Genomic DNA, 20,216 nt, shown 5'->3' on the forward strand with positions numbered 1-20,216 from the left:
AGAACTATTCTCTTTGAAGTAAAGTGGATAGTTCTTTTTTTATATATGTTAAGTCGATATAAGATGGTTTTCTGTCAAATGTGGTGGTGTCATTTTCACTCCACTATCTCTTTTATTACACTTACATTATTAATCATACTTGTGCCTGAACCGCAGGGGAAATATACTCGCTTTCCTCGGGCACGGCCTCGGGCACACAGGACGTGACGGTTTTCGTCTAACTTCTAGCCGCTTAACCAAGTGGATCTTCGAACGGGCGTTGTTCGCGTAGGAGACTCGCATATTTCCTCTGCTTTAGGGGAACAAAAGAGAGGGATTGACTGTGTTTTTTTTGCTTCGATGAAACCTTTGATAAAATCAAGGGATAACACTACATTTAGTATAGAGCCTATAAGATGGAAGGGAGTAGCAAAACAGTTAATAAATACGAAATGAAACGAGGAGAAAAATGAAAGAACTTGTCCTAATCTATCTAATCCTTGTTAATGTTGTTGCATTTAGTTTTATGGGGGTAGATAAAAACAGAGCACAGAAGAACAAATGGCGGATCCCCGAAGCACGCCTTTGGTTTTTCGCATGGATAGGTGGCTCGCTTGGAAGTATCATCGGTATGCGCATTTTTCACCATAAAACGAAACACCAACTATTTAGACTAGGAATGCCTGTACTACTAATCTTACAATTAGCTTTAATTTTTTATTTGATTTATCGTACATAGCATTGTCATAAAGGCTCGTCTTCTGTCATAGAATCTTATGGAAGGGGGATTGGCATTATGGAGTACATTGGTGCTTCTGTCACCATGATTATAGAAACAGCAGGAATTTTTGCACCTCTTGTATTCATTGCCTTACATTTGGTTCGCCCATTATTATTTCTTCCAGTCATTTTTTTATGCATTACTGGAGGCGTCCTATTTGGCGTTGTACCTGCGATTATTTACTCTCTAGTTGGAATGACGATGTCCAGTCTGATTTTTTATAAAATGACTGAAAAAATGCCAAGCACCATGCACCGCTTTGTTCGAATGAAACAAAAACTACTAGGAAAGCATAGCCACTTCACGACGTCTCAAATTGCTGTTTTACGATTGATCCCGTTTATCCATTTCCATTTATTATCCTTATGTATATTAGAGTTATCCAAGCAATTAAAAGATTATATGCGAGCTTCTTTTGTCAGTAATATACCATTGGCTGTAATCTACACATCCATTGGTCAATCGATTACGAATTTTTCACCAGTTATGACGGGGAGTATGGTGATCGGTGCTTTGCCTGTTGTCTATTTCATGAGAAGAAAAGAAATTTATATTAGTTGGCAAGATTTCTTTCAACCAAATGAAACCAAAAAAGATGTAGCATAAGTATTAAGATAATGATGTTCTCAAGCGTAAATTAATGTGCTATTATGTATTTTAATGGAACTACAAAAAATATAGTTGATTACTACTAGGGGTGCCTATATAGCATAGGCTGAGAGAAAAGCGCATCGATGCTTTTTAACTCTTAAGGACCTGATCTGGTTGATACCAGCGTAGGGAAGTAGTTCATTTCTGATACTACATAACCAGGTCCTGTGTCTTCATGGGAGCTGGTTTTCTTATTTACTAGTTTAATCAGGTGTATAAAAAATGGAGGAGATTTTATTAGTAGAACAAGATTGATGACCACAATGGCAGTATTTATAGCTATCGGAGTATTGGGTTCTAGTTTTTTATGGTTCCCAACAGGAATTGCGAAAGCGTATCCTGTGCAGCACGCTGTGAATGTAGTAGCTGCAGTGACATTAGGACCAATCCCGGCTGTTATTATCGCATTTGTGACTGGGCTTATTCGAAATCTAGTAGGTTTAGGATCTTTGCTAGCCTTCCCTGGTGGTATGATCGGTGCTTTGCTTGCTGGTTATCTTTACCGATTCACAATGAAAAATAGCTTAGCAGCAATAGGGGAAGTTGTTGGAACAGGTATTATAGCTTCTCTAGTATCAGTGCCATATGCTAATTTACTAATGGGAACTTCCTATGGTGTCTTTTTCTTTATTCCTAGTTTCTTAGTAAGCACATGTACTGGTGCTGTTATCGGGTTGCTAATTCTATCACGTGTACAAGATACGGATTTAATCAAAAAACAATTGTATCAGTCCTAGCGAAATAGGGAGCTTCTGTTATTAGAAGTTCCCTTTCCCATTTATCTAACGTTACACATCTAGGATGGTGAATGATTTAATAGTTCATTAATCGGATATTTCCATTCAACAGTTGCAAAGGGATAGTGAATCAGAATTTCTTTTTCTAGAAAAAATAGATCATCTCGTTCTAATCCTTTTAATGCTTCAGGCTCTTTAGCATAAACGCTGATGCTAACAACATCAAAAGCATTTTCAATAGTCCCGATATATTTTTCACCTTCAAAAATTATTCCCTTATAAGTCATTGAAAAATTCTTCTGGACATTTTCTTCTTCATCTAAAAAATAAAATTGCTTTTTCTCTTTTGCAACGTTCAATTTTCTTTTAGGATTAACAACGTATTTATACGCAATATATACTAAGAAAACAATTGCTATAACGATTAACGTTCGGAATAGATATACAATAAACATGTGGATCACTCCTATTAGCAAGATCACCTTACTATACGAATTATTATAACGATAAGTTTCAATAAAATAAAATTATTCATGTTATAATAAAAAAAGTTTGAAATCCAAGGGGGATAACAATGAACTGGGAACAATTGTTTCAAATGCAACGGCAATTAGATACGTATATTCAAAACAACCATCAATTAGTGGCCAATGAGTTATTTGATAGGAAAGTACTAGCATTACTAGTCGAGATAGGTGAGCTCGCCAATGAAACACGTTGTTTTAAATTTTGGAGTAAAAAAGCAGCTAGTGAAGAAAACGTGATACTAGAGGAATATGTTGATGGATTGCACTTTATTTTATCACTAGGAATTGATCAAGGTTTAGAAATGGACGTAGTTACTATTTCATCTATAGACGGCGATACAACATCATTATTTCTTGAGTTATATCAATCCGTTCAAACATTTAGAGCAGAGACTAACGAAGCGAACTATCGCTATTTATTTGGTGTATTTATTTGTTTAGGACAAGCACTAGGTTTTTCGGAAAATGCGATCATGCAAGCATATATTGATAAAAATGAAGTAAACTTCGAGAGACAAGATCAAAATTATTAAGTCTAAGTTTTGCAAATGGTCAAAAAATAGCGCTATAATAGATATTAGAAAGGGAGGAAATACATAATGACACAATTAGACGAAAAATTAACAATGCTGAAAGAGTTAACAGATGCAAAAGGGATTTCTGGTAATGAAGCGGAAGCAAGAGAAGTGATGAAAAAACACATCGCACCATATGCCACTAAAGTTTACACTGACAACTTGGGAAGCTTAATCGCTGAGAAAGTTGGAAAAGAAAACGGACCAAAAGTAATGGTGGCAGGCCACTTAGATGAAATTGGTTTTATGATCACCCGTATTGATGACAACGGATTTTTGTATTTCCAAACCATCGGTGGTTGGTGGAGTCAAGTGATGCTTGCCCAACGTGTGACCATTCAAACAAGCAAAGGTGATATCACTGGCTTAATCGGATCAAAACCACCACACATCATGTCTGCTGAAGCACGTAAAAAACCATATGAAATTAAGGATATGTTTATTGATATTGGTGCTTCTAGCAAAGAAGAGGCAGAGGAATTCGGCGTACGTCCTGGCGATTCTGTAGTTCCTTATTTTGAATTTACTCAAATGAACAATGAAAAAATGTTGATGGCAAAAGCGTGGGATAATCGAATTGGTTGCGCTATTGCTATTGAGGTGCTAAAACAATTAGATGGTGCTGCGCATCCAAACGTTGTTTACGGTGTTGGTACTGTACAAGAAGAAGTAGGTTTACGTGGAGCAAAAACAGCAACTAGTACGATTAAGCCTGATATCGGATTTGCAGTAGACACGGGTATTGCAGGAGATACACCAGGCATTTCTGACAAAGATGCAGACAGTAAACTTGGTGATGGACCACAAATCATTTTATATGATGCATCTATGATCTCCCATAAAGGTGTTCGTGACTTTGTTGTTGAAACAGCTGAATCAAACGATATTCCATTCCAATACGCAAGCCTTGCAGGTGGTGGCACGGACTCAGGTTCTATTCACTTAACAGCAAATGGTGTCCCAGCATTATCAATTACGATTGCAACGCGATATATTCATTCTCATGCTGCTATCATTCATGAAGATGATTTTGACAATGCGGTGAAGTTGATTGTTGAAGTAATCAAAGGTTTAGATGCAGATAAAGTTAAAGAAATTACTTTTTCCTAATAATTCATTTGGATAAAAATAGTAAAACCCTCCAATTTTTGGAGGGTTTTACTTATGAAAAATTATACTGATTAAATGAAATGGTTATAGCTTAAACCTCTGTAATAACTGACTTAATTCTTCAGCTAATCTTGCTGTTTTATCAATTAATGCTGTTATGTCTTCAATAGATGCTAATTGTTCCTCAAAGGAGGAAGCTACAACATGTCTGTATCTCGTTAATTCAACATTGGTCACTTTAAATTCTCCATCAATGTTTTAAATCATCTGTCTCTTCCATATATTTCATTGTTTCTTGTTTACCTTTTATCCAGATATCTATATTTGCTTTACCGAGTTAAGTTGCTCGTAAGCTTGCGATTCAACTCTTTTATACAGTATTCTTTTACTTTTATATAACCAAATATAGATATAATTATCATGGATATTGTAATTAAAATACTTATAATAATGGTATTCTTTAAAGCTAATTTCATAACGTCACTCTCCACTTTGCTATTTATTTATCAAAAAATTAACTTATTAAGAATTTTGCTCATAAAAAAACACCTTTAAAAAGTGAATTTAAATGAATAAATTCGTCTCAATGGTAACCCAGCTACCTTAGCAATTTTCCTTAGGCCTGTTGTTTTGCATCCCTACCTTTCGATACGTTTGCCATTATCATAAGATAAATTTTAAATATTATCTTTGAAAGAAGTATCTTACATTTATTTCATATTGTTTGCATTGTTTTTTGTTTATAAAAAAAGTGTAACTTAAGTCGATTTATGTCGAAATATGTTTATTTTATAAAGGGAATTACTTAAATAATTCTGCTCTAGTCCGATACTATTATTGAGATACAAATACATCATGAATAGAGGGGCAGAAAATGAAAAAGCGTAAAAAAAGTATTGCGAAGTCTTTAATTTCTTTTATTATTCCTATTGTAGTCGTTGCTCTAGTAACTATATCAGCAATTGGTTATGTTTTTTCCAAAAACATTATTGATGATCAGTTAGATTATGCAATGAATACAAAACTTAAACAGATAGAACAAGAAGTTATTACAATCTTAGAAAAAGAAAAAGGCGCGGCTAAAAGTTTAGCGAAAACAATTGAGTCGCAAAGAAGTCAATTAACTGAGGATGGTATTAACACTTTATTAAAAAACTTTATTCCGATGAATAATGAAACATTTGGAATGGGTGTATGGTTTGAGCCGAATGAATTTAATAATAAAGAAAAGTATGCCCCATTTGCACATAAAGATGGCGAAAAGGTTGTATTGGACGATTCCTATACAACAGGTGATTTGAATATATGGGAAACAGAATGGTACCAAGTTGGTTCTGAAGAAAATGGTGGTTGGACAGCAGCTTATGAAGATCCCTCAACAAATGTTACGATGGTAACCACAGCTTACCCATTCTATCAACCAAATGGAGATCAAATGGGAGTTGTTACTGTAGATATTGATATTAGCAGTATTCAAGAATTGATTACATCCAGTAATATTGATTATGACGGACGAGCGTTATTAGTCCAGCATGATGGAGCTTTCCTGGCTGGTGTAGATGATTCGCGTTTAATCAAAGAGAATGTGTTACAAGATAAGAACACTTCGTTTGCAGAAGCTGGAGAAACCATGATAGCAAATGAGACAGGTGATACGACTTATACGGTTGATGGAGAAACCTATTATTTCTATTATATAAACGTTCCAGAAACGAATTGGAAACTAGCTATTAGTGTTAGTCAAGCAAATTTAATGGCAAGTACGAATGATTTATTAGTTACATTTATTATTTCAAGTGTATTAGCTATTGCGATTGTTACGTTTGTAATTGTGATTTATGCGAGACGTATGAGTAAAACAGCCAAAAAATATAGTGGCATAGCGCAAGTTGTAGCAGAAGGCGGGTTGGATAATACCTTTGAAGAAAGGGACTTGGCTAGAAATGATGAACTTGGTGATATTGGAAAATCACTGTATGAAATGCAGACGAATTTAACAGATGTAGTGGAGAATTTCCAAACAAATGCGCTACTTATTGATGATCACGCACAAAATCTTTCCTCTTTCTCAGAAGAAATGAGTGCGACTTCAGAGAATGTTGCTACCGCAATATCTAATGTAGCAGAGGGGGCAACTACACAACATGAGAAATTACAAAGTGTAAATAAAAGAGTTGCACAATTTGATGAAGGATTAACTATTATGGATCATTCGATTAATGACGTAGATAATGGTGCAAGTGCTATTTTATCTATGGCAAATGGCAGTAAAGAAGAAATGAATAAAATGACAAAAGCATTCGAAACATTAACAGAAACATTTAGTGCACTGATTGACCGCGTAAAATCAGTAGAAACGAATATCAGTAATGTTAACGAGATGACTGAATTAATCAATTCAATTGCTGATCAAACGAATTTACTCTCGTTGAATGCTGCGATAGAAGCAGCTAGAGCAGGTGAGTCAGGTAAAGGATTTGCTGTTGTTGCAAGTGAAATTAGAGATCTTGCAGAAAAAAGCAGGGAATCATCTGAGAAAATTGATTCGATTATTAAAGGTGTGTCTCAGGATACCAATAAAGTCGTCCAATCTACAGATGAAGTGAATAATGAACTTCTATTGCAACGGGAGCAGATTAATGCTACTATCCAATCATTTGAAGAGATTGTAAAAGCTGTAGAAGAAATGTCACCTAAAGTCCAAAGAACAAAAGCTTCTTCAAAAGAAATTCAAGAAGAAAAAGCACGTATTATTAAAGAACTGGAAGAAACAAGTGCTATCTCAGAAGATGTAGCTGCTTCTGCGGAAGAAATTTCAGCTTCCGCAGAGGAAATGTCTGCTTCCATTGTTGAAGTTAGTACGTCCGCTTCAAGTCTTGGTGACATGACAAATGAAATGAAGCAAAAAATTGATTTTTTCAAACTAAAGAAATCTGAATAAAAATAGATACTTCCAATGAACAACACCGGCTATTGCTATTTAGCAAGAGTTGGTGTTGATGTTATAGATATAACTTCTCCAATCTTATCGTTTGATTTAAAAGTTTAGTTGTGCCATAGTAACGTAAAATTAGAGGTGAACGTTATGAAATTTCTATTTAGATCGTTTGCACAATTACATCATCATACACGCTAGCTTTGCTATCCGATTTTTATTTTTTGATCGTGAATAGGAAGGCTATTTTTCATGAACCGCATTTGACTTAAGTTTTTCACTTAACTCAAGTGCGGTTTTTATTTTTGACTAAGCGAGGAGGAAAAGAAATTGAAAAAAATGAATTATCAAAATGTCAAAGGAACACAAGATTACCTACCCAATGCAGAACTAATTCGTAGAGATGTTAGAAGAACATTGGAAGATGTGTTTATTCAATATGGATGTAAGCCAATAGAAACGCCTATTTTAAATTATACAGAGTTACTTGCTTCTAAGTATGCAGGTGGTGCAGAAATTTTAGAAGAGATGTATACACTAACCGATCGAGGCGAAAGAGATCTAGCCCTCCGTTATGATTTAACTATTCCGTTTGCGAAAGTAATGGCAATGAATCCAACCTTAAAACTTCCATTCAAACGCTATGAAATTGGCAAAGTATTTCGCGACGGACCAATTAAAGCAGGTAGATTTCGTGAATTTACTCAGTGTGATGTTGATATTGTTGGCATCGATTCGCAGATAGCAGAAGCAGAATTAATGCAAATGGCTATAGATGCCTTTGAACGCCTAAAGTTAGACATAACTATTCAGTACAATAATTGAAAACTATTAACCGGTATGCTTAATCTGTTTGGGGTGAAACTTGAGCATATCAACCCAGCCATCTTAATACTGGATAAGATTGAGAAAATAGGAGTAGATGGTGTAATATCTGAATTAAAGGATTTGCCCTTAACTATAGCTGCAATTAATGCAATTCAATTATTTCTAACAGAGGAAAAGAACAGAGAACTCTCTTTTTTTGACTGTTATGCAAATCAAAATCAAGAAATACAAGAAGGATTAGCAGAAGTAAGAGAGCTACAATCTTATTTGGAATTTCTATACATTGGTAACCAGTGTGTTTTTAATCCGTTTTTGGCAAGAGGACTAGAAATATATACAGGTACTATTTATGAAATATTTCTAATGAACCAGATGATGAAATCAAGTATTGGAAGTGGGGGGAGATATGATAACGCAATTGGTGGCTTTTTAGGTACAAATGAAAACTTTGCAACAGTGGGTATTTCCTTTGGATTAGATGTTATATATACCATTTTGAGTCAAGTGAAAATATCAAATATCGACGGTAATCAAATTGACTATTATGTAGTACCTTTAACGAGAAAACAAGAGGCCTTACTCGTTGCAAAGGATTTACGAAAAAAAGGATATAAAGTTGAAATAGAAATGCGAATTAATAAAGTGGGGAAGGCACTCGAAAAAGCAAACAAGGAAAACGTTCAAAACGTGGTTATCATTGGAGAAAATGAAGTACAACAAAACCAAATCACGATAAAAGATATGACCACTGGGAAAGAAAGCGTGGAGGCATACACGTTTCATTGATTCTAAGTAGCTTCAAAAAATAAAGAAAAGATTTCTGGAAGGAGACCCTTTCCTTATTTCCCATTTAGTGTTTATAAGCATTTAACTAGGTCATTCGTTAAATAACAACTAGTTTTGATAGATTTGCATTCTTTTTTTATTTTTGTTGCGTAATCTACTATTTCTTCAACACTAGAAAATGCTCGGTTTTTATTGTTCACTACCGCAATTGAAATAGAAACAAGTGGAGTTTTTTCAGGAATTCCTGCTCGATTTTTTGTAATCACGTAACCATTTTTTAAATGATCGTTTTTATATACTTTGGCAATTAGTAAATTAAATTGTTCAATAATCATTTCTGCTAAAGATTCAAAATTCCAATCAGGCAGAATGATGATAAAATCATCTCCACCGATATGTCCTATAAAACCATTGGTGGTATTCTTTCTTAAAATTTCAGCGGTTTGGAGAATAACTTGGTCACCTTTAGCAAATCCGTATAAGTCGTTATAAGCTTTAAATTGGTCTAAGTCGATATATAAAACACTATATTTTTCTTCAGATAGTAGTTTATTTAAGTGTTCTTCAATCAGAGGATTACCTGGTAACTGTGTTAATGGATTTTTGGAAGAAGCAATGGTAGATTGAATTTGTGCAAATTTCATCAACAATGAGCGGATGGTAACAATACCAAAGTATTTATCATCTTTCGTAATGATTATGTAATCATATAGATCAGCATTCATTCGATCCATCGCTTGTTCACTTGCTTCGATAATGGATGTTTCATACGAAAAGCAGAGGATATCTGTTTTCATTAATAGTGATGAAGATCGATTGATAAATAGGTTATAACCATATAAAGAACCTAATTTTTGATAAAAAAAAGTTCGAGTAACGAGAGCTATTGGACGATCATCTTCAACGACGACAATTCCTTGACAATCAGGGTCTGCACGGAAATGTTCATCAATAAATGTGTTTTTTGTGTTACGAGTGACTTGTAAAGTGGACTCTGCGATATCACCAATTGCAATGCCCAATATATTGACCTCCATTCTATTAGCAAATGCTAAAATAGCAGAAAAACATGAAAATAAATTAATTAGGACTATCACTTTTATAGCATAATTAATCTCTCATATTGAAAGCAGGAAACTTTGAAAAAGTTATGAAAATACATTACGAATGAAATTAAAATTTAATTAATAATTCTCTACTTATTTTATAGTTTATTATACATATAAAGTATTGATTTAATGTTAAATTAATGTAAAATACAGTTCTTAAGAACCGGAGATGTTAAATTATAACTAAGACCAATTTCATAATGTCACAAAAAAATACTGAAACAAAAGTAGTTTCAGCATTTTATCTCAAAAAGCGTAATTAGTGTTTTTAATTACACATATTGGGTCATAATTTTATTCACATAGTTTTGTGTTTCTTTAAAAGGTGGGACGCCTCCATGTTTATCTACATTACCAGGGCCAGCATTATAAGCTGCGAGTGCAAGAGATGTATTTCCATTATAACGATTCAGCATTTGTTTTAGATAGCTTGTCCCACCAAAAATATTTTGCTTCGCATCAAAAGGATCGGTAACACCTAGTCCAGCTGCAGTTTTAGGCATCAGTTGCATATACCCTTGTGCACCAGCATGGCTTACTGCATGTTGGTCAAAATTAGATTCGGTTTTAATAACTGTTGAAATCAAATTACGATCTACTCCATATTTATTAGCAGCTTCATCAATTATGCTTTGGACATCTGTCCCTAAATTGGACTGAACAGGTGAGATAGTTCGATATAGCGCTTGATTCGTGATACGATCACCTTGTTGTAACTGACTTCGGATAGAAGACGTAGTTGCTGGTTGAAATTGTTTTGAAAGCATCATCTGCAGCATATCTTGGAACATAGAACCATTCGATGTAGGGATAGTAGAACCTTGGGTGAAATTAGCCATAGCCTGTGCTTTCATCATATTTTGTATCAAGCGAATATCCATTGCAGATCCTCATTTCCGTCTATAATCTTACTTATAGTTTATCCGAAAAAGATAGGATTGGCAATCCTTTTCTTATAAGTGGAATTATATGTTAATGCGCTTGTTTTACCCCTTGTTCTAGGGCGTCCAACATTTCTGTTTTTTCAGATTCACTAGATTCATTCCAAATCAATTCAAACAAAACGCCTAAACCGGGTAACATTTTTTCTTCTCCACTTTGAATGGCATCAATAATCGTTGCTTCTAATTGTTCTTTGTTATTGTCCGACACATTAGCTAAAATAGCTTTACGTAAATTTAAATCCATTTTATTCACCTCAACAATAATTTTTGACAGACCGTTTTTCTCTCATAGTTTGACCATTTCCCTATAAAGTATGTATGATAAAACAGAAGCAACCTAAAGAGGATGATAAATATGATAACATCGGTTAAGAATGAAACGATTAAACAATGGAAAAAGTTAAAACAAAAAAAATATCGGGATCAAGCTCAACAATTTTTAGTTGAAGGTGCTCACCTAGTGGAAGAAGCAATCAATAGCCAGCATACAGTAGAAAAAATTATCATCCAAACAGGTGTAGAATCGATGATAGACCTTAAAGACATCGCAGTCGTAACTGTGTCGGATAATGTCATGGAACATTTAGCCGATACAAAATCGCCTCAAGGTATTATGGCTGTTGTACATATGAAAGAAAGAACCCTTGCAAGTAAAAATCGCTTATTATTATTAGATGCGATTCAAGACCCTGGTAATGTAGGAACCATGATACGAACAGCAGATGCAGCGGGCTTTTCTGGTATTATACTAGGTGCGGAGACAGCGGATTTATATAACGAAAAAGTAATCCGTGCTTCACAAGGGTCAATTTTTCATTTACCAATTGTTCAAAGTGACTTAGCGCTAGCAGTTGAAGATTTGAAAAAGCAAGGTGTATCCATTTGGGCATCAACATTAGAACAAGCTGAGCCAATCAATCAATTAGATGTCTCAGAAAAAATTGCTTTGATTGTAGGTAATGAAGGAGCGGGTGTTTCAGCTTCGTTATTACAACAATCTGATCAACGCGTACATATTCCGATTTATGGGCAAGCAGAATCATTAAATGTAAGTGTAGCAACTGGCATTATGCTTTATCAAATCGTAAGTAACTAATTTCAAACATTTTCTGATAAACAGTTGCATCTTACTGCTTCCTTTTCTATAATATAAAGAGAAATTTGAACAATTAGTGCAAAATTGCAAAAATATAAATATAAACAAGCATAGAAAGAGTTAGTAAATTTTACGGAGCCATGGATAGGGAAAAAAAGCCTTAGACTGAAAGCTTTTTTCATCGGTGTAAAATTGAAATTTCACTCTGGAGCTGGCGTTCGGGACCTTGTCTAAGCAAGTAAGGACGTTACCGGGATTTTCCCGTTATCAATGATAGAGTGGGCAAAGAATGTTTTGTCAACAAGGGTGGTACCGCGATCAAAGCCTCGTCCCTTTTTAGGGACAGAGGTTTTTTTTATTGTAAAAAAACAGTTCTAGGAGGTTTTAGAATGAAAGAGCGATTACAAGCCTTGCAACAGGAGGCTTTAGCAAAAGTAAAAGAAGCGACAACATTAGACGAATTACAATCGATTCGTGTTTCCTATTTAGGGAAGAAAGGACCAATAACGGAAGTACTTCGAGGCATGGGTAAGTTGTCTCCGGAAGAACGTCCGGTTATTGGTGAACTAGCAAACAAGGTGAGAGAGACAATTGCGAACCAATTAGATGAGAAAAAACAACAATTAGAAAAACTAGCATTAGATAAGAAGCTAGAAGCAGAAACAATTGATGTTACTCTACCTGGGCGTCCAGTTGCTGTCGGAGGACCACATTTATTAACCCATATAGTTGAGGAAATTGAAGACCTTTTTATTGGAATGGGTTTTGAAGTTCGAGAAGGACCAGAGGTGGAAACAGATTACTATAATTTTGAAGCGTTGAATTTACCTAAAGATCACCCAGCAAGAGATATGCAAGATTCCTTTTATGTTACAGAAGAGTTATTGTTACGTACCCATACGTCACCAGTACAAGCGAGAACAATGGGCGAATACAAAGGCAATAAGTCTGTAAAAATGATTTGTCCAGGAAAAGTATATCGTCGTGATACCGATGATGCGACTCACTCCCACCAATTCACTCAAGTTGAAGGATTGTATGTCGATAAAGATGTGCGCATGAGTGATTTAAAAGGTGTCCTTAATCAGTTTGCCAAACAATTTTTTGGTGAAGAGAGAGAAATTCGCTTACGACCAAGCTTTTTCCCATTTACAGAGCCATCGGTTGAAATGGATATTTCTTGTAAAGTTTGTCATGGGGAAGGATGTTCGGTGTGTAAAGGAACTGGCTGGATCGAAATTTTAGGCGGCGGCATGGTACACCCGCGCGTATTAGAGATGGCCGGCTATGATCCGAAAGAATATAGTGGATTTGCCTTTGGTATGGGGCCAGAACGAATTGCGATGTTGAAATACGGTGTAGATGATATTCGTCATTTCTATACAAATGACCTGCGATTTTTAAAACAATATCATAAAGCGTGACGAACGTTTGAAGGAGGAATAACATGCTAGTTTCATTAAATTGGTTGAAAAATTATGTTGATCTACAAGGATCAACACCAGAACAATTGGCGGATAAAATTACAAAAACGGGAATAGAAGTAGAAAGCATTGAATATATTGCTAAAAAAATTGTTAACGTTGTTGTAGGGTATGTGGAAAGTTGTGAACAGCATCCAAATGCAGATAAATTAAATCTTTGCCAAGTAAATGTTGGAGAAGAAACTTTACAAATTGTCTGTGGTGCACCAAATATTGCACAAGGTCAAAAAGTCGCTGTTGCTAAACCTGGAGCCGTTTTACCAGGCGATTTCAAAATTAAACAAGCAAAACTACGTGGTGTTGAATCAAATGGAATGATTTGTTCCTTACAAGAATTGGGTGTGGAAGAGAAATACGTACCTAAAGATGTAGCTGATGGGATCTTCGTCTTCCCTAGCGATGCAGAAGTTGGTACAAATGTAAGTGAACTGTTGAATCTAGAAGATGCAATTCTAGAACTAGGTTTAACGCCAAACCGCTCTGATGCGCTAAGTATGTTAGGTGTAGCTTATGAGGTAGCTGCTATCCTAGATGTTCCAGTTCAGCTTCCGGATACATCAATGGAAACAAGTCCAGTCAAAGCGAATGATAAAGTAGCTGTTCAAGTAGATGCTCCTGAGCTAAATCCATATTATGGTGCTTTTCTTGTTGAGAATATACAAGTTGGTCCATCTCCATTATGGATGCGTAATTATTTGATGGCTGCAGGTGTTCGTCCGATCAATAATGTGGTTGATATTACGAATTATGTCTTGCTTGAGTATGGGCAACCACTACACGCATTTGATTTTGATAAATTCGCTTCCAACCAAGTGGTAGTACGACGCGCTAAAAAAGATGAAACGATGATTACATTAGACGATGAAACACGTACATTAACACCAGATCAACTAGTAATCACAAATGGATCAGAACCAACGGCTTTAGCGGGTGTGATGGGTGCAGCAAACTCCGAAGTATCTGAGACAACAACTACCGTATTATTAGAAGCTGCATATTTTGATCCAAAGATGGTGCGGATCTCTTCCAAGGCACATGGGTTACGTAGTGAGTCTAGTGTTCGTTTTGAAAAAGGTGTGGACCCTAATCGTGTTCATCAAGCAGGTCTTCGTGCGTGTCAATTGTTGCATACTTATGCAAATGGGACAGTATTAAGCGAACCAGCTATTTTTGATCAATTGGATAAATCAGAAAAACAAGTAACGATAACAACAGAACGTTTAAATGCAAGACTTGGTACTACATTGGAAGACAATGAAGTGTCGGTCATTCTAAAAAAACTAGGATTCAACTATGAACAAAAAGATGATGCATTTGTTGTTACGATTCCGACCAGAAGACAAGACATTCAGATGTTTGAAGACATGTTAGAAGAAGTTGCTCGAATTTATGGGTATGATTTCTTGCCATATACCTTGCCGCAAGGAGCAGCACAGGCTGGTGGTTTAACGAAACATCAAGCATTAAAACGTTACGTAAAAAATTATTTTGAAAGTGCTGGATTAATGGAAGCAATCACCTATTCATTAACGACAACAGAACGTGCAACCATGTTAGTTAGTCCTGAAATTGAACAAGAAGCAGTGAATCCAATTCGATTGTCCATGCCAATGACCGAAGAACATAGCACACTTCGTCTCAGCATTCTACCGGAAATGCTAGCTTCATTATCCTATAATGTAGCTCGTAAGCAAATGAATTTAGGTTACTATGAATTAGGAACTGTATTTATTTCTACCGAAAAACAAGTAACCAAGCAACCAAAAGAAAAATTACGTGCAGCAGCAGCTCTAACGGGTGAGTGGCTCACGCATCCTTGGCAGCAAGAAAAGAAACAAGCAGACTTTTTCTTAATTAAAGGAATTTTAGAAGGGTTGTTTGCCAAGTTAAATGTGGAAGCTAGCTTTGAAGCAACAAAAATAGCAGGTATGCACCCGGGTCGTACAGCATTAGTAAAAGTAAATGACATTACCATTGGGTTTATCGGGCAAGTTCACCCACAACTACAACAATCGTTCGATTTAAAAGATACATTTGTATTTGATATAGACTTAGATTATATCCTGGTTCATTTTGAAAATGAACCAAGTTTTGCAAAGATCCCACGTTTCCCTACAGTATCGCGTGATATTGCTTTAGAGGTAGCAGATGAAGTTGCAGCTGGTGATATTCAAAAAACCATTGAAGACAATGCAGGAAAACTATTAAAAGATGTTACTATATTTGACCTTTATCAAGGAGAGCATTTAGAAGAAGGCAAAAAATCAATAGCTTTCCGCTTGTTGTATTTTGACCCAGAACGTACATTAACTGATGATGAAGTAGAAACATCCTATCAATCAATCTTACATGTGGTTAAAGAACAGCATCAAGCAGTGTTAAGAGGTTGAAAACCCAATACAATTATTTTATAAAAGCCTAATGACTAAATAGTCGTTAGGCTTTTATGGATTTTAGAAAACAGACCCTTAGATTGAAGCAAAAAGAACTATAATAGGTTGATTAAAAAGTAATTAGTTAAAACTACACAAAAAATGGGGACATCAAGAAGAAGTCAATTAATGCAAAAATGAAGCTCGTATATACTATATTAAAGGGGTATGTATCCATTAGTCTTGCAGATACCATTGGTAATGGAACTTATAATAGTGCTGATGAAAATGAAAACAGTAATGAAGAAACAAATTTTCAAGAAGCGTTAGCTGGAAATGCATTTATATCGTATTTGCAAGTGGATATAAATAATTAAGAAAAAGATGCTTATTTTGCTTTGCCGCTTTTGTTGAAAGAAAATATTGTGACAACTAATGCTACTGTAGAGAAAATTTCTACTGGCAAGTCAGATGTTAGTAGTATTTCTGAACAAACATACTTACTTGCATTAAACGTTGCAATTGAAGCAGCTAGAGCCGGGACGTTCAAAATGTTCGGCTTCTTCTAATTTTGTTTTGTCCCAGCCTTGTATATAGTGGTGTAGCTTTTTTATTTTTTATAGTATTTTGCGGCCTTTTTTGTATTTGCAAAGTGTACTTTCGCAAAAAATTGGAGATTCTCTTTTCCTTGTTTCTTCATTAAATAAGCAGCTGATTGATCTACTTTTGCAGAAGCACCTTTAGGTAAGTTAAATCCTGCTTTATCTGATAACTTCTCCATTTCCTTAACGAAGCTAGCTCTTGCAATAATAGAACCAGCAGCAACAGCGATTGAATGACTTTCTGCTTTTGTTAAGAAATAAACATTTTCTTGTATGGTAGCATTTTCTGATTTTAAGTGCCGCTCATAAACATGTGGTTCGCAAAATTGGTCAATAAGTACACCTGCAGGCTTTGTAGGAGCTATTTTCGTTAGCAACTTATTTATTGCATGGTGATGTAACATCGTTTTCATCTTCCCTTGTGTCCAACCTTTTGCTTGTAATTGATTATATTTTTCATTATGTAGAACAACAAGTGAATATGGCAATTCTAGCTGTAATAATTTTTTTGTGATAGCACGAATGGAGTCATCTGTTAAGTTCTTAGAATCCCTTACACCTAATTCTTTTAACAGTTCAATTTGTGAGTCTTTTACATAAGCTGCGCAAACGGTAATAGGCCCAAAATAATCACCGGTACCAGCTTCGTCAGAACCAATATGGGATTGTTGAAAGAGCGTGTTGCTAGGAGAGAAGGCATGCGCTTTTTTCGCTTTTGTTTGTTTTTTAGGAAGGGGAGTATCGATATTTCCCCATTTTGCCGCTTCAACTTCCGGTTGTTTTCCTTGAAATAACACTTTTCCAGATCGATAAGCTGTTATTGAACTTGTGGTTGTTTTAGCAGCAAAGATAGCACCTTGTGGGGCTGTTTTCAACTGATTTTGATAAGCTTGTTGCATTGTTTCAATTTTGGATAATGGTAATGTTAACACAATTTGTCCCATAATAACTCCTTCTTTGATAAGATAGATTTAGTATAGCAAAAGAAAACCATTGAGAATAGTTTCCTAAATGAATTCGTTCATGTTAATATTAAGTTTAGGATTTGATAGAATTGAGGGGGTAGTATCGTGTCCCGATCTGATAAAACACGGATAACCGTTGACATATACGGTAAAACCTATACCATAATAGGGGAAGAAAATGCACATCATGTAAAATTGGTCGCTAGTTTAGTTGATGAAAAAATGCGCGAAATTCATGATGTAAATAAAAGTTTAGATACAAGTAGATTGGCAGTATTAACTGCTGTCAATACCATGAATGATTACTTAAAATTACAACAAGAATTTGACAAGCTGAAAAATTCAATAAAACAGAAAGAGGAAAAAGAGGACCATGATTAGTTTTTTATTACTAGCTATTTTACTATTAGGTATACTACGAGGGTTAAAGAGAGGATTTATCTTACAGGTGTTTCACCTAATAGGATTTATTGTAGCGTTTATTGTAGCGGCTCTTTATTATGATAAACTGTCGGAACATTTACCGATGTGGATTCCTTATCCAGAATTACCAGAAGGGGAGTCATGGGCAGTATTCTTAGATACTTTACCACTTGAAGCTGCTTTTTATAATGCGATTGCTTTTGCGATTCTTTTCTTTGGTGTTAAAATTATTCTTAGTATCATTAGTTCCATGCTTGATTTTGTCGCAGAATTACCGATCCTTCACTCTGTTAACGGAATCCTAGGTGCAGTTTTAGGCTTTATTGAAGCTTATTTTGTGTTATTCGTTTTCCTTTACATAGCTGCACTCCTTCCACTTGGAATGGTGCAACAAGCAATAGGAAATTCTTCAGTTGCTCAATTTATCATCGAGCATACACCTATCTTATCACAACAAATTAAAACGCTATGGTTTGAACATGTTGTTAGTTTATTGAAATAATACTGATTGTATATGGAAACGAAAACCCTTGCGTATCATAAAAGCAAGGGTTTTCGTTACTGAATAAAGACCGGAGGATAACAATATGTCAAAAATAAATAAAAAAGATGTCATACGTTTATTAGAAACAATCGCTATCTATTTAGAGTTAAAAGGAGAGAATTCCTTTAAAATTGCAGCTTATCGAAAAGCGGCCCAAGGATTGGAAGCAGACAACCGCTCATTAACAGAAATAGATGATTTCACTGCAATAAATGGCATTGGAAAAGGTACAGCATCTGTTATCACGGAATACATTGCCAATGGACAATCGGACACATTAACGGCACTAGAGCAAGAAATACCTACTGGTTTAGTTCCTTTACTACAGATACCTGGCTTAGGTGGAAAGAAATTAGCTAAGCTATATCAAGCATTAAATGTGGTTGACGCTACCACACTTAAAGAAGCTTGTCTCAGTGGAGAAGTAGCCGAATTAAAAGGATTCGGTAAGAAAACAAGTGAAAAAATTTTAAAAGCACTTGAGGAAGCTAGTTCACAGCCTGACCGTTTGCCGATTGCAGCTATGCTACCTGTAGTAGATAAAATCGAAGCTTACCTACAAGAATTAGAATCTGTCCAACGTTTTTCTCGTGCTGGTAGTATTAGACGTATGCGAGAAACAGTCAAAGATTTAGATTTCATTATCGCTAGTGTTGAACCTAGTTTGGTAAAAGAAGCTTTATTAGCTATTGATAATATAAAAGAAGTTGTTGCTGCTGGGAACACAAAAGTATCCGTCATCGTAGCTGAAGATTATGATGTATCAATTGATTTTCGAATAGTTGCGCCAAAAGAGTTTGCGACAACACTCCATCACTTTACAGGTTCTAAGGATCATAATGTTGCCATGCGTCAACGGGCGAAAGCACAGAATGAAAAAATTAGTGAATATGGTGTGGAGAATAGTGAAACAGGCGAAGTCCAAACATTTGAGACAGAAGAAGCATTTTTTAATCATTTTAACCTTACGTATATTCCGCCTGAAGTACGTGAACATGCAGGAGAATTAACAGCATTTGAATCAGATATATCTTTAATAAAACATGCTGATATAAAAGGTGACTTACACATGCATACAACCTGGAGTGATGGTGCTCAATCTGTAGAAGAAATGGTACAAGCAGCAGTCAATCGAGGTTATGCTTATATCGCAATTACCGATCACTCAAAATTTTTAAAAGTTGCTAATGGATTAGACGAAACAAGGTTGCGAAAGCAAAGAGAAGAAATTGAACGGTTACGTCCCTTGTATCCCAATATCACAATATTCTGTGGAGTGGAAATGGACATACTACCTGATGGTAGCATGAATTTTGCCAATGAATTTCTTCAAGAAATGGATTACGTGATAGGGGCGATCCATTCTAGCTTTAATCAAACAGAAGAAGAAATTATGCATCGACTGTTTCATGCATGTGAAAACCCATATATCACATTGATTGCCCATCCAACGGGACGAATTATTGGTAGGAGAAAAGGTTATCAAGCTAATGTGAAACAATTGATTGAAAAAGCCAAAGAAACAGGTACAGTGTTAGAGTTAAATGCAAACCCAAACCGCTTCGATTTGGCAGCACCTTGGTTACGACAAGCCCAAGAGCAAGGAGTTAACATTGCGATAAATACAGATGCACATAGTGAAGGATCACTTGCTTTTATGGATGATGGAGTGCGTGTAGCAAGAAGAGGTTGGTTACAGAAAGATACGGTAATTAATACGTGGGCAGTAGAAAAGTTACGTCAATTATTTCAGAGCAAACGATAAAAA

General features: G+C 35.5%; 20 protein-coding genes, 1 pseudogene, 2 riboswitches and 1 other annotated feature. Of the genes and pseudogenes, 15 read left to right on the forward strand and 6 right to left on the reverse strand.

Annotated elements, in window-relative coordinates:
• Positions 1-448 precede the first annotated feature (448 nt).
• The 3 genes from DES48_RS08100 (at position 449) to thiW (ending at position 2,148) form a co-directional block, all read left to right on the forward strand.
• Complete coding sequence (locus DES48_RS08100; RefSeq protein ID WP_113868331.1) at positions 449-718, forward strand: DUF1294 domain-containing protein; 270 nt, start codon at positions 449-451, stop codon at positions 716-718.
• Between the two features lie 57 nt (positions 719-775).
• Entirely contained in the window at positions 776-1,366 is a 591-nt protein-coding gene (locus tag DES48_RS08105) for a TVP38/TMEM64 family protein (protein ID WP_113868333.1), read from the forward strand.
• 77 nt (positions 1,367-1,443) lie between these two features.
• A riboswitch (TPP riboswitch) is annotated at positions 1,444-1,560 on the forward strand.
• An 87-nt stretch (positions 1,561-1,647) separates the two neighbouring features.
• Entirely contained in the window at positions 1,648-2,148 is a 501-nt protein-coding gene (gene thiW, locus DES48_RS08110; RefSeq protein ID WP_113868512.1) for an energy coupling factor transporter S component ThiW, read from the forward strand.
• Between the two features lie 59 nt (positions 2,149-2,207).
• Here thiW and DES48_RS08115 read toward each other — a convergent pair whose 3' ends face one another.
• Positions 2,208-2,603, reverse strand: coding sequence for a sigma-w pathway protein ysdB (locus DES48_RS08115; RefSeq protein ID WP_113868334.1), 396 nt, complete (start codon positions 2,601-2,603; stop codon positions 2,208-2,210).
• Between the two features lie 119 nt (positions 2,604-2,722).
• On the opposite strand from DES48_RS08115, the gene DES48_RS08120 reads away from it, so the two are divergent.
• Positions 2,723-3,208, forward strand: coding sequence for a dUTP diphosphatase (locus DES48_RS08120; protein ID WP_113868336.1), 486 nt, complete (start codon positions 2,723-2,725; stop codon positions 3,206-3,208).
• A gap of 66 nt (positions 3,209-3,274) precedes the next feature.
• Positions 3,275-4,360 (forward strand): M42 family metallopeptidase, encoded by a 1,086-nt coding sequence (locus tag DES48_RS08125; RefSeq protein WP_113868337.1) that lies wholly within the window; start codon positions 3,275-3,277, stop codon positions 4,358-4,360.
• Between the two features lie 84 nt (positions 4,361-4,444).
• On the opposite strand, the gene DES48_RS15890 is transcribed toward DES48_RS08125, so the two are convergent.
• Positions 4,445-4,597: a hypothetical protein gene (locus DES48_RS15890; protein WP_170126183.1), complete on the reverse strand. Its 153-nt coding sequence runs from the start codon at positions 4,595-4,597 to the stop codon at positions 4,445-4,447.
• 348 nt (positions 4,598-4,945) lie between these two features.
• Positions 4,946-5,029, reverse strand: a riboswitch (cyclic di-GMP riboswitch).
• A 205-nt stretch (positions 5,030-5,234) separates the two neighbouring features.
• Between DES48_RS15890 and DES48_RS08130 the strand changes: the two genes are divergently transcribed.
• Both DES48_RS08130 and DES48_RS16600 read left to right on the forward strand, forming a co-directional pair.
• Positions 5,235-7,301, forward strand: a complete 2,067-nt coding sequence (locus DES48_RS08130) for a methyl-accepting chemotaxis protein (RefSeq protein WP_113868339.1) — start codon at positions 5,235-5,237, stop codon at positions 7,299-7,301.
• 324 nt (positions 7,302-7,625) lie between these two features.
• Positions 7,626-8,909 (forward strand): annotated as a pseudogene (locus DES48_RS16600) (histidine--tRNA ligase).
• 71 nt (positions 8,910-8,980) lie between these two features.
• On the opposite strand, the gene DES48_RS08140 reads toward DES48_RS16600, so the two are convergent.
• The 3 genes from DES48_RS08140 to sspI form a co-directional block, all read right to left on the reverse strand.
• Positions 8,981-9,931, reverse strand: coding sequence for a GGDEF domain-containing protein (locus DES48_RS08140; protein ID WP_170126184.1), 951 nt, complete (start codon positions 9,929-9,931; stop codon positions 8,981-8,983).
• Between the two features lie 359 nt (positions 9,932-10,290).
• Positions 10,291-10,899, reverse strand: coding sequence for a lytic transglycosylase domain-containing protein (locus tag DES48_RS08145; protein WP_113868343.1), 609 nt, complete (start codon positions 10,897-10,899; stop codon positions 10,291-10,293).
• A 91-nt stretch (positions 10,900-10,990) separates the two neighbouring features.
• Positions 10,991-11,206 (reverse strand): small acid-soluble spore protein SspI, encoded by a 216-nt coding sequence (sspI, locus tag DES48_RS08150; RefSeq protein ID WP_113868345.1) that lies wholly within the window; start codon positions 11,204-11,206, stop codon positions 10,991-10,993.
• Between the two features lie 111 nt (positions 11,207-11,317).
• Between sspI and DES48_RS08155 the strand changes: the two genes are divergently transcribed.
• The 5 genes from DES48_RS08155 to DES48_RS15895 all read left to right on the forward strand — a co-directional run bounded on the left by DES48_RS08155 (position 11,318) and on the right by DES48_RS15895 (position 16,483).
• The gene (locus tag DES48_RS08155; RefSeq protein WP_113868347.1) at positions 11,318-12,058 is read left to right on the forward strand and encodes a TrmH family RNA methyltransferase; all 741 of its coding nucleotides are present in this window, start codon (positions 11,318-11,320) and stop codon (positions 12,056-12,058) included.
• 102 nt (positions 12,059-12,160) lie between these two features.
• Positions 12,161-12,395: a binding site (T-box leader), on the forward strand.
• Between the two features lie 52 nt (positions 12,396-12,447).
• A complete protein-coding gene (pheS, locus tag DES48_RS08160) occupies positions 12,448-13,482 on the forward strand; it encodes a phenylalanine--tRNA ligase subunit alpha (protein ID WP_113868349.1) in 1,035 nt (344 codons plus the stop codon).
• A 23-nt stretch (positions 13,483-13,505) separates the two neighbouring features.
• Positions 13,506-15,932, forward strand: coding sequence for a phenylalanine--tRNA ligase subunit beta (gene pheT, locus DES48_RS08165; RefSeq protein WP_113868351.1), 2,427 nt, complete (start codon positions 13,506-13,508; stop codon positions 15,930-15,932).
• 179 nt (positions 15,933-16,111) lie between these two features.
• The gene (locus DES48_RS08170) at positions 16,112-16,291 is read left to right on the forward strand and encodes a hypothetical protein (RefSeq protein ID WP_113868353.1); all 180 of its coding nucleotides are present in this window, start codon (positions 16,112-16,114) and stop codon (positions 16,289-16,291) included.
• 48 nt (positions 16,292-16,339) lie between these two features.
• Positions 16,340-16,483, forward strand: coding sequence for a hypothetical protein (locus DES48_RS15895; protein ID WP_170126185.1), 144 nt, complete (start codon positions 16,340-16,342; stop codon positions 16,481-16,483).
• Positions 16,484-16,524: 41 nt separating this feature from the next.
• Here DES48_RS15895 and rnhC read toward each other — a convergent pair whose 3' ends face one another.
• On the reverse strand, positions 16,525-17,460 hold the full coding sequence (gene rnhC / locus DES48_RS08175) for a ribonuclease HIII (protein WP_113868355.1): 936 nt from the start codon (positions 17,458-17,460) through the stop codon (positions 16,525-16,527).
• A 126-nt stretch (positions 17,461-17,586) separates the two neighbouring features.
• On the opposite strand from rnhC, the gene zapA reads away from it, so the two are divergent.
• The 3 genes from zapA (at position 17,587) to polX (ending at position 20,213) form a co-directional block, all read left to right on the forward strand.
• A complete protein-coding gene (zapA, locus tag DES48_RS08180; protein ID WP_079708316.1) occupies positions 17,587-17,862 on the forward strand; it encodes a cell division protein ZapA in 276 nt (91 codons plus the stop codon).
• Positions 17,855-18,406, forward strand: a complete 552-nt coding sequence (locus DES48_RS08185) for a CvpA family protein (RefSeq protein WP_113868357.1) — start codon at positions 17,855-17,857, stop codon at positions 18,404-18,406. Before zapA ends, DES48_RS08185 begins: the two co-directional genes overlap by 8 nt.
• 85 nt (positions 18,407-18,491) lie before the next feature.
• Entirely contained in the window at positions 18,492-20,213 is a 1,722-nt protein-coding gene (gene polX / locus DES48_RS08190) for a DNA polymerase/3'-5' exonuclease PolX (RefSeq protein WP_113868359.1), read from the forward strand.
• The last annotated feature ends 3 nt before the right edge of the window (positions 20,214-20,216 follow it).

This window comes from Paraliobacillus ryukyuensis, from assembly GCF_003315295.1.
GTDB classification, from domain to species: Bacteria; Bacillota; Bacilli; order Bacillales; family Amphibacillaceae; genus Paraliobacillus; species Paraliobacillus ryukyuensis.

Coding starts and splice junctions, on each gene's coding strand:
- DES48_RS08115 (WP_113868334.1), bottom strand. CDS start 2,603: ATGTTTATTGTATATCTATTCCGAACGTTAATCGTTATAGCAATTGTT.
- rnhC (WP_113868355.1), bottom strand. CDS start 17,460: ATGGGACAAATTGTGTTAACATTACCATTATCCAAAATTGAAACAATG.
- DES48_RS08125 (WP_113868337.1), top strand. CDS start 3,275: ATGACACAATTAGACGAAAAATTAACAATGCTGAAAGAGTTAACAGAT.
- polX (WP_113868359.1), top strand. CDS start 18,492: ATGTCAAAAATAAATAAAAAAGATGTCATACGTTTATTAGAAACAATC.
- pheT (WP_113868351.1), top strand. CDS start 13,506: ATGCTAGTTTCATTAAATTGGTTGAAAAATTATGTTGATCTACAAGGA.
- DES48_RS08170 (WP_113868353.1), top strand. CDS start 16,112: ATGAAGCTCGTATATACTATATTAAAGGGGTATGTATCCATTAGTCTT.
- DES48_RS08130 (WP_113868339.1), top strand. CDS start 5,235: ATGAAAAAGCGTAAAAAAAGTATTGCGAAGTCTTTAATTTCTTTTATT.
- DES48_RS08100 (WP_113868331.1), top strand. CDS start 449: ATGAAAGAACTTGTCCTAATCTATCTAATCCTTGTTAATGTTGTTGCA.
- DES48_RS08185 (WP_113868357.1), top strand. CDS start 17,855: ATGATTAGTTTTTTATTACTAGCTATTTTACTATTAGGTATACTACGA.
- sspI (WP_113868345.1), bottom strand. CDS start 11,206: ATGGATTTAAATTTACGTAAAGCTATTTTAGCTAATGTGTCGGACAAT.
- DES48_RS08145 (WP_113868343.1), bottom strand. CDS start 10,899: ATGGATATTCGCTTGATACAAAATATGATGAAAGCACAGGCTATGGCT.
- DES48_RS08105 (WP_113868333.1), top strand. CDS start 776: ATGGAGTACATTGGTGCTTCTGTCACCATGATTATAGAAACAGCAGGA.
- pheS (WP_113868349.1), top strand. CDS start 12,448: ATGAAAGAGCGATTACAAGCCTTGCAACAGGAGGCTTTAGCAAAAGTA.
- DES48_RS08120 (WP_113868336.1), top strand. CDS start 2,723: ATGAACTGGGAACAATTGTTTCAAATGCAACGGCAATTAGATACGTAT.
- DES48_RS08155 (WP_113868347.1), top strand. CDS start 11,318: ATGATAACATCGGTTAAGAATGAAACGATTAAACAATGGAAAAAGTTA.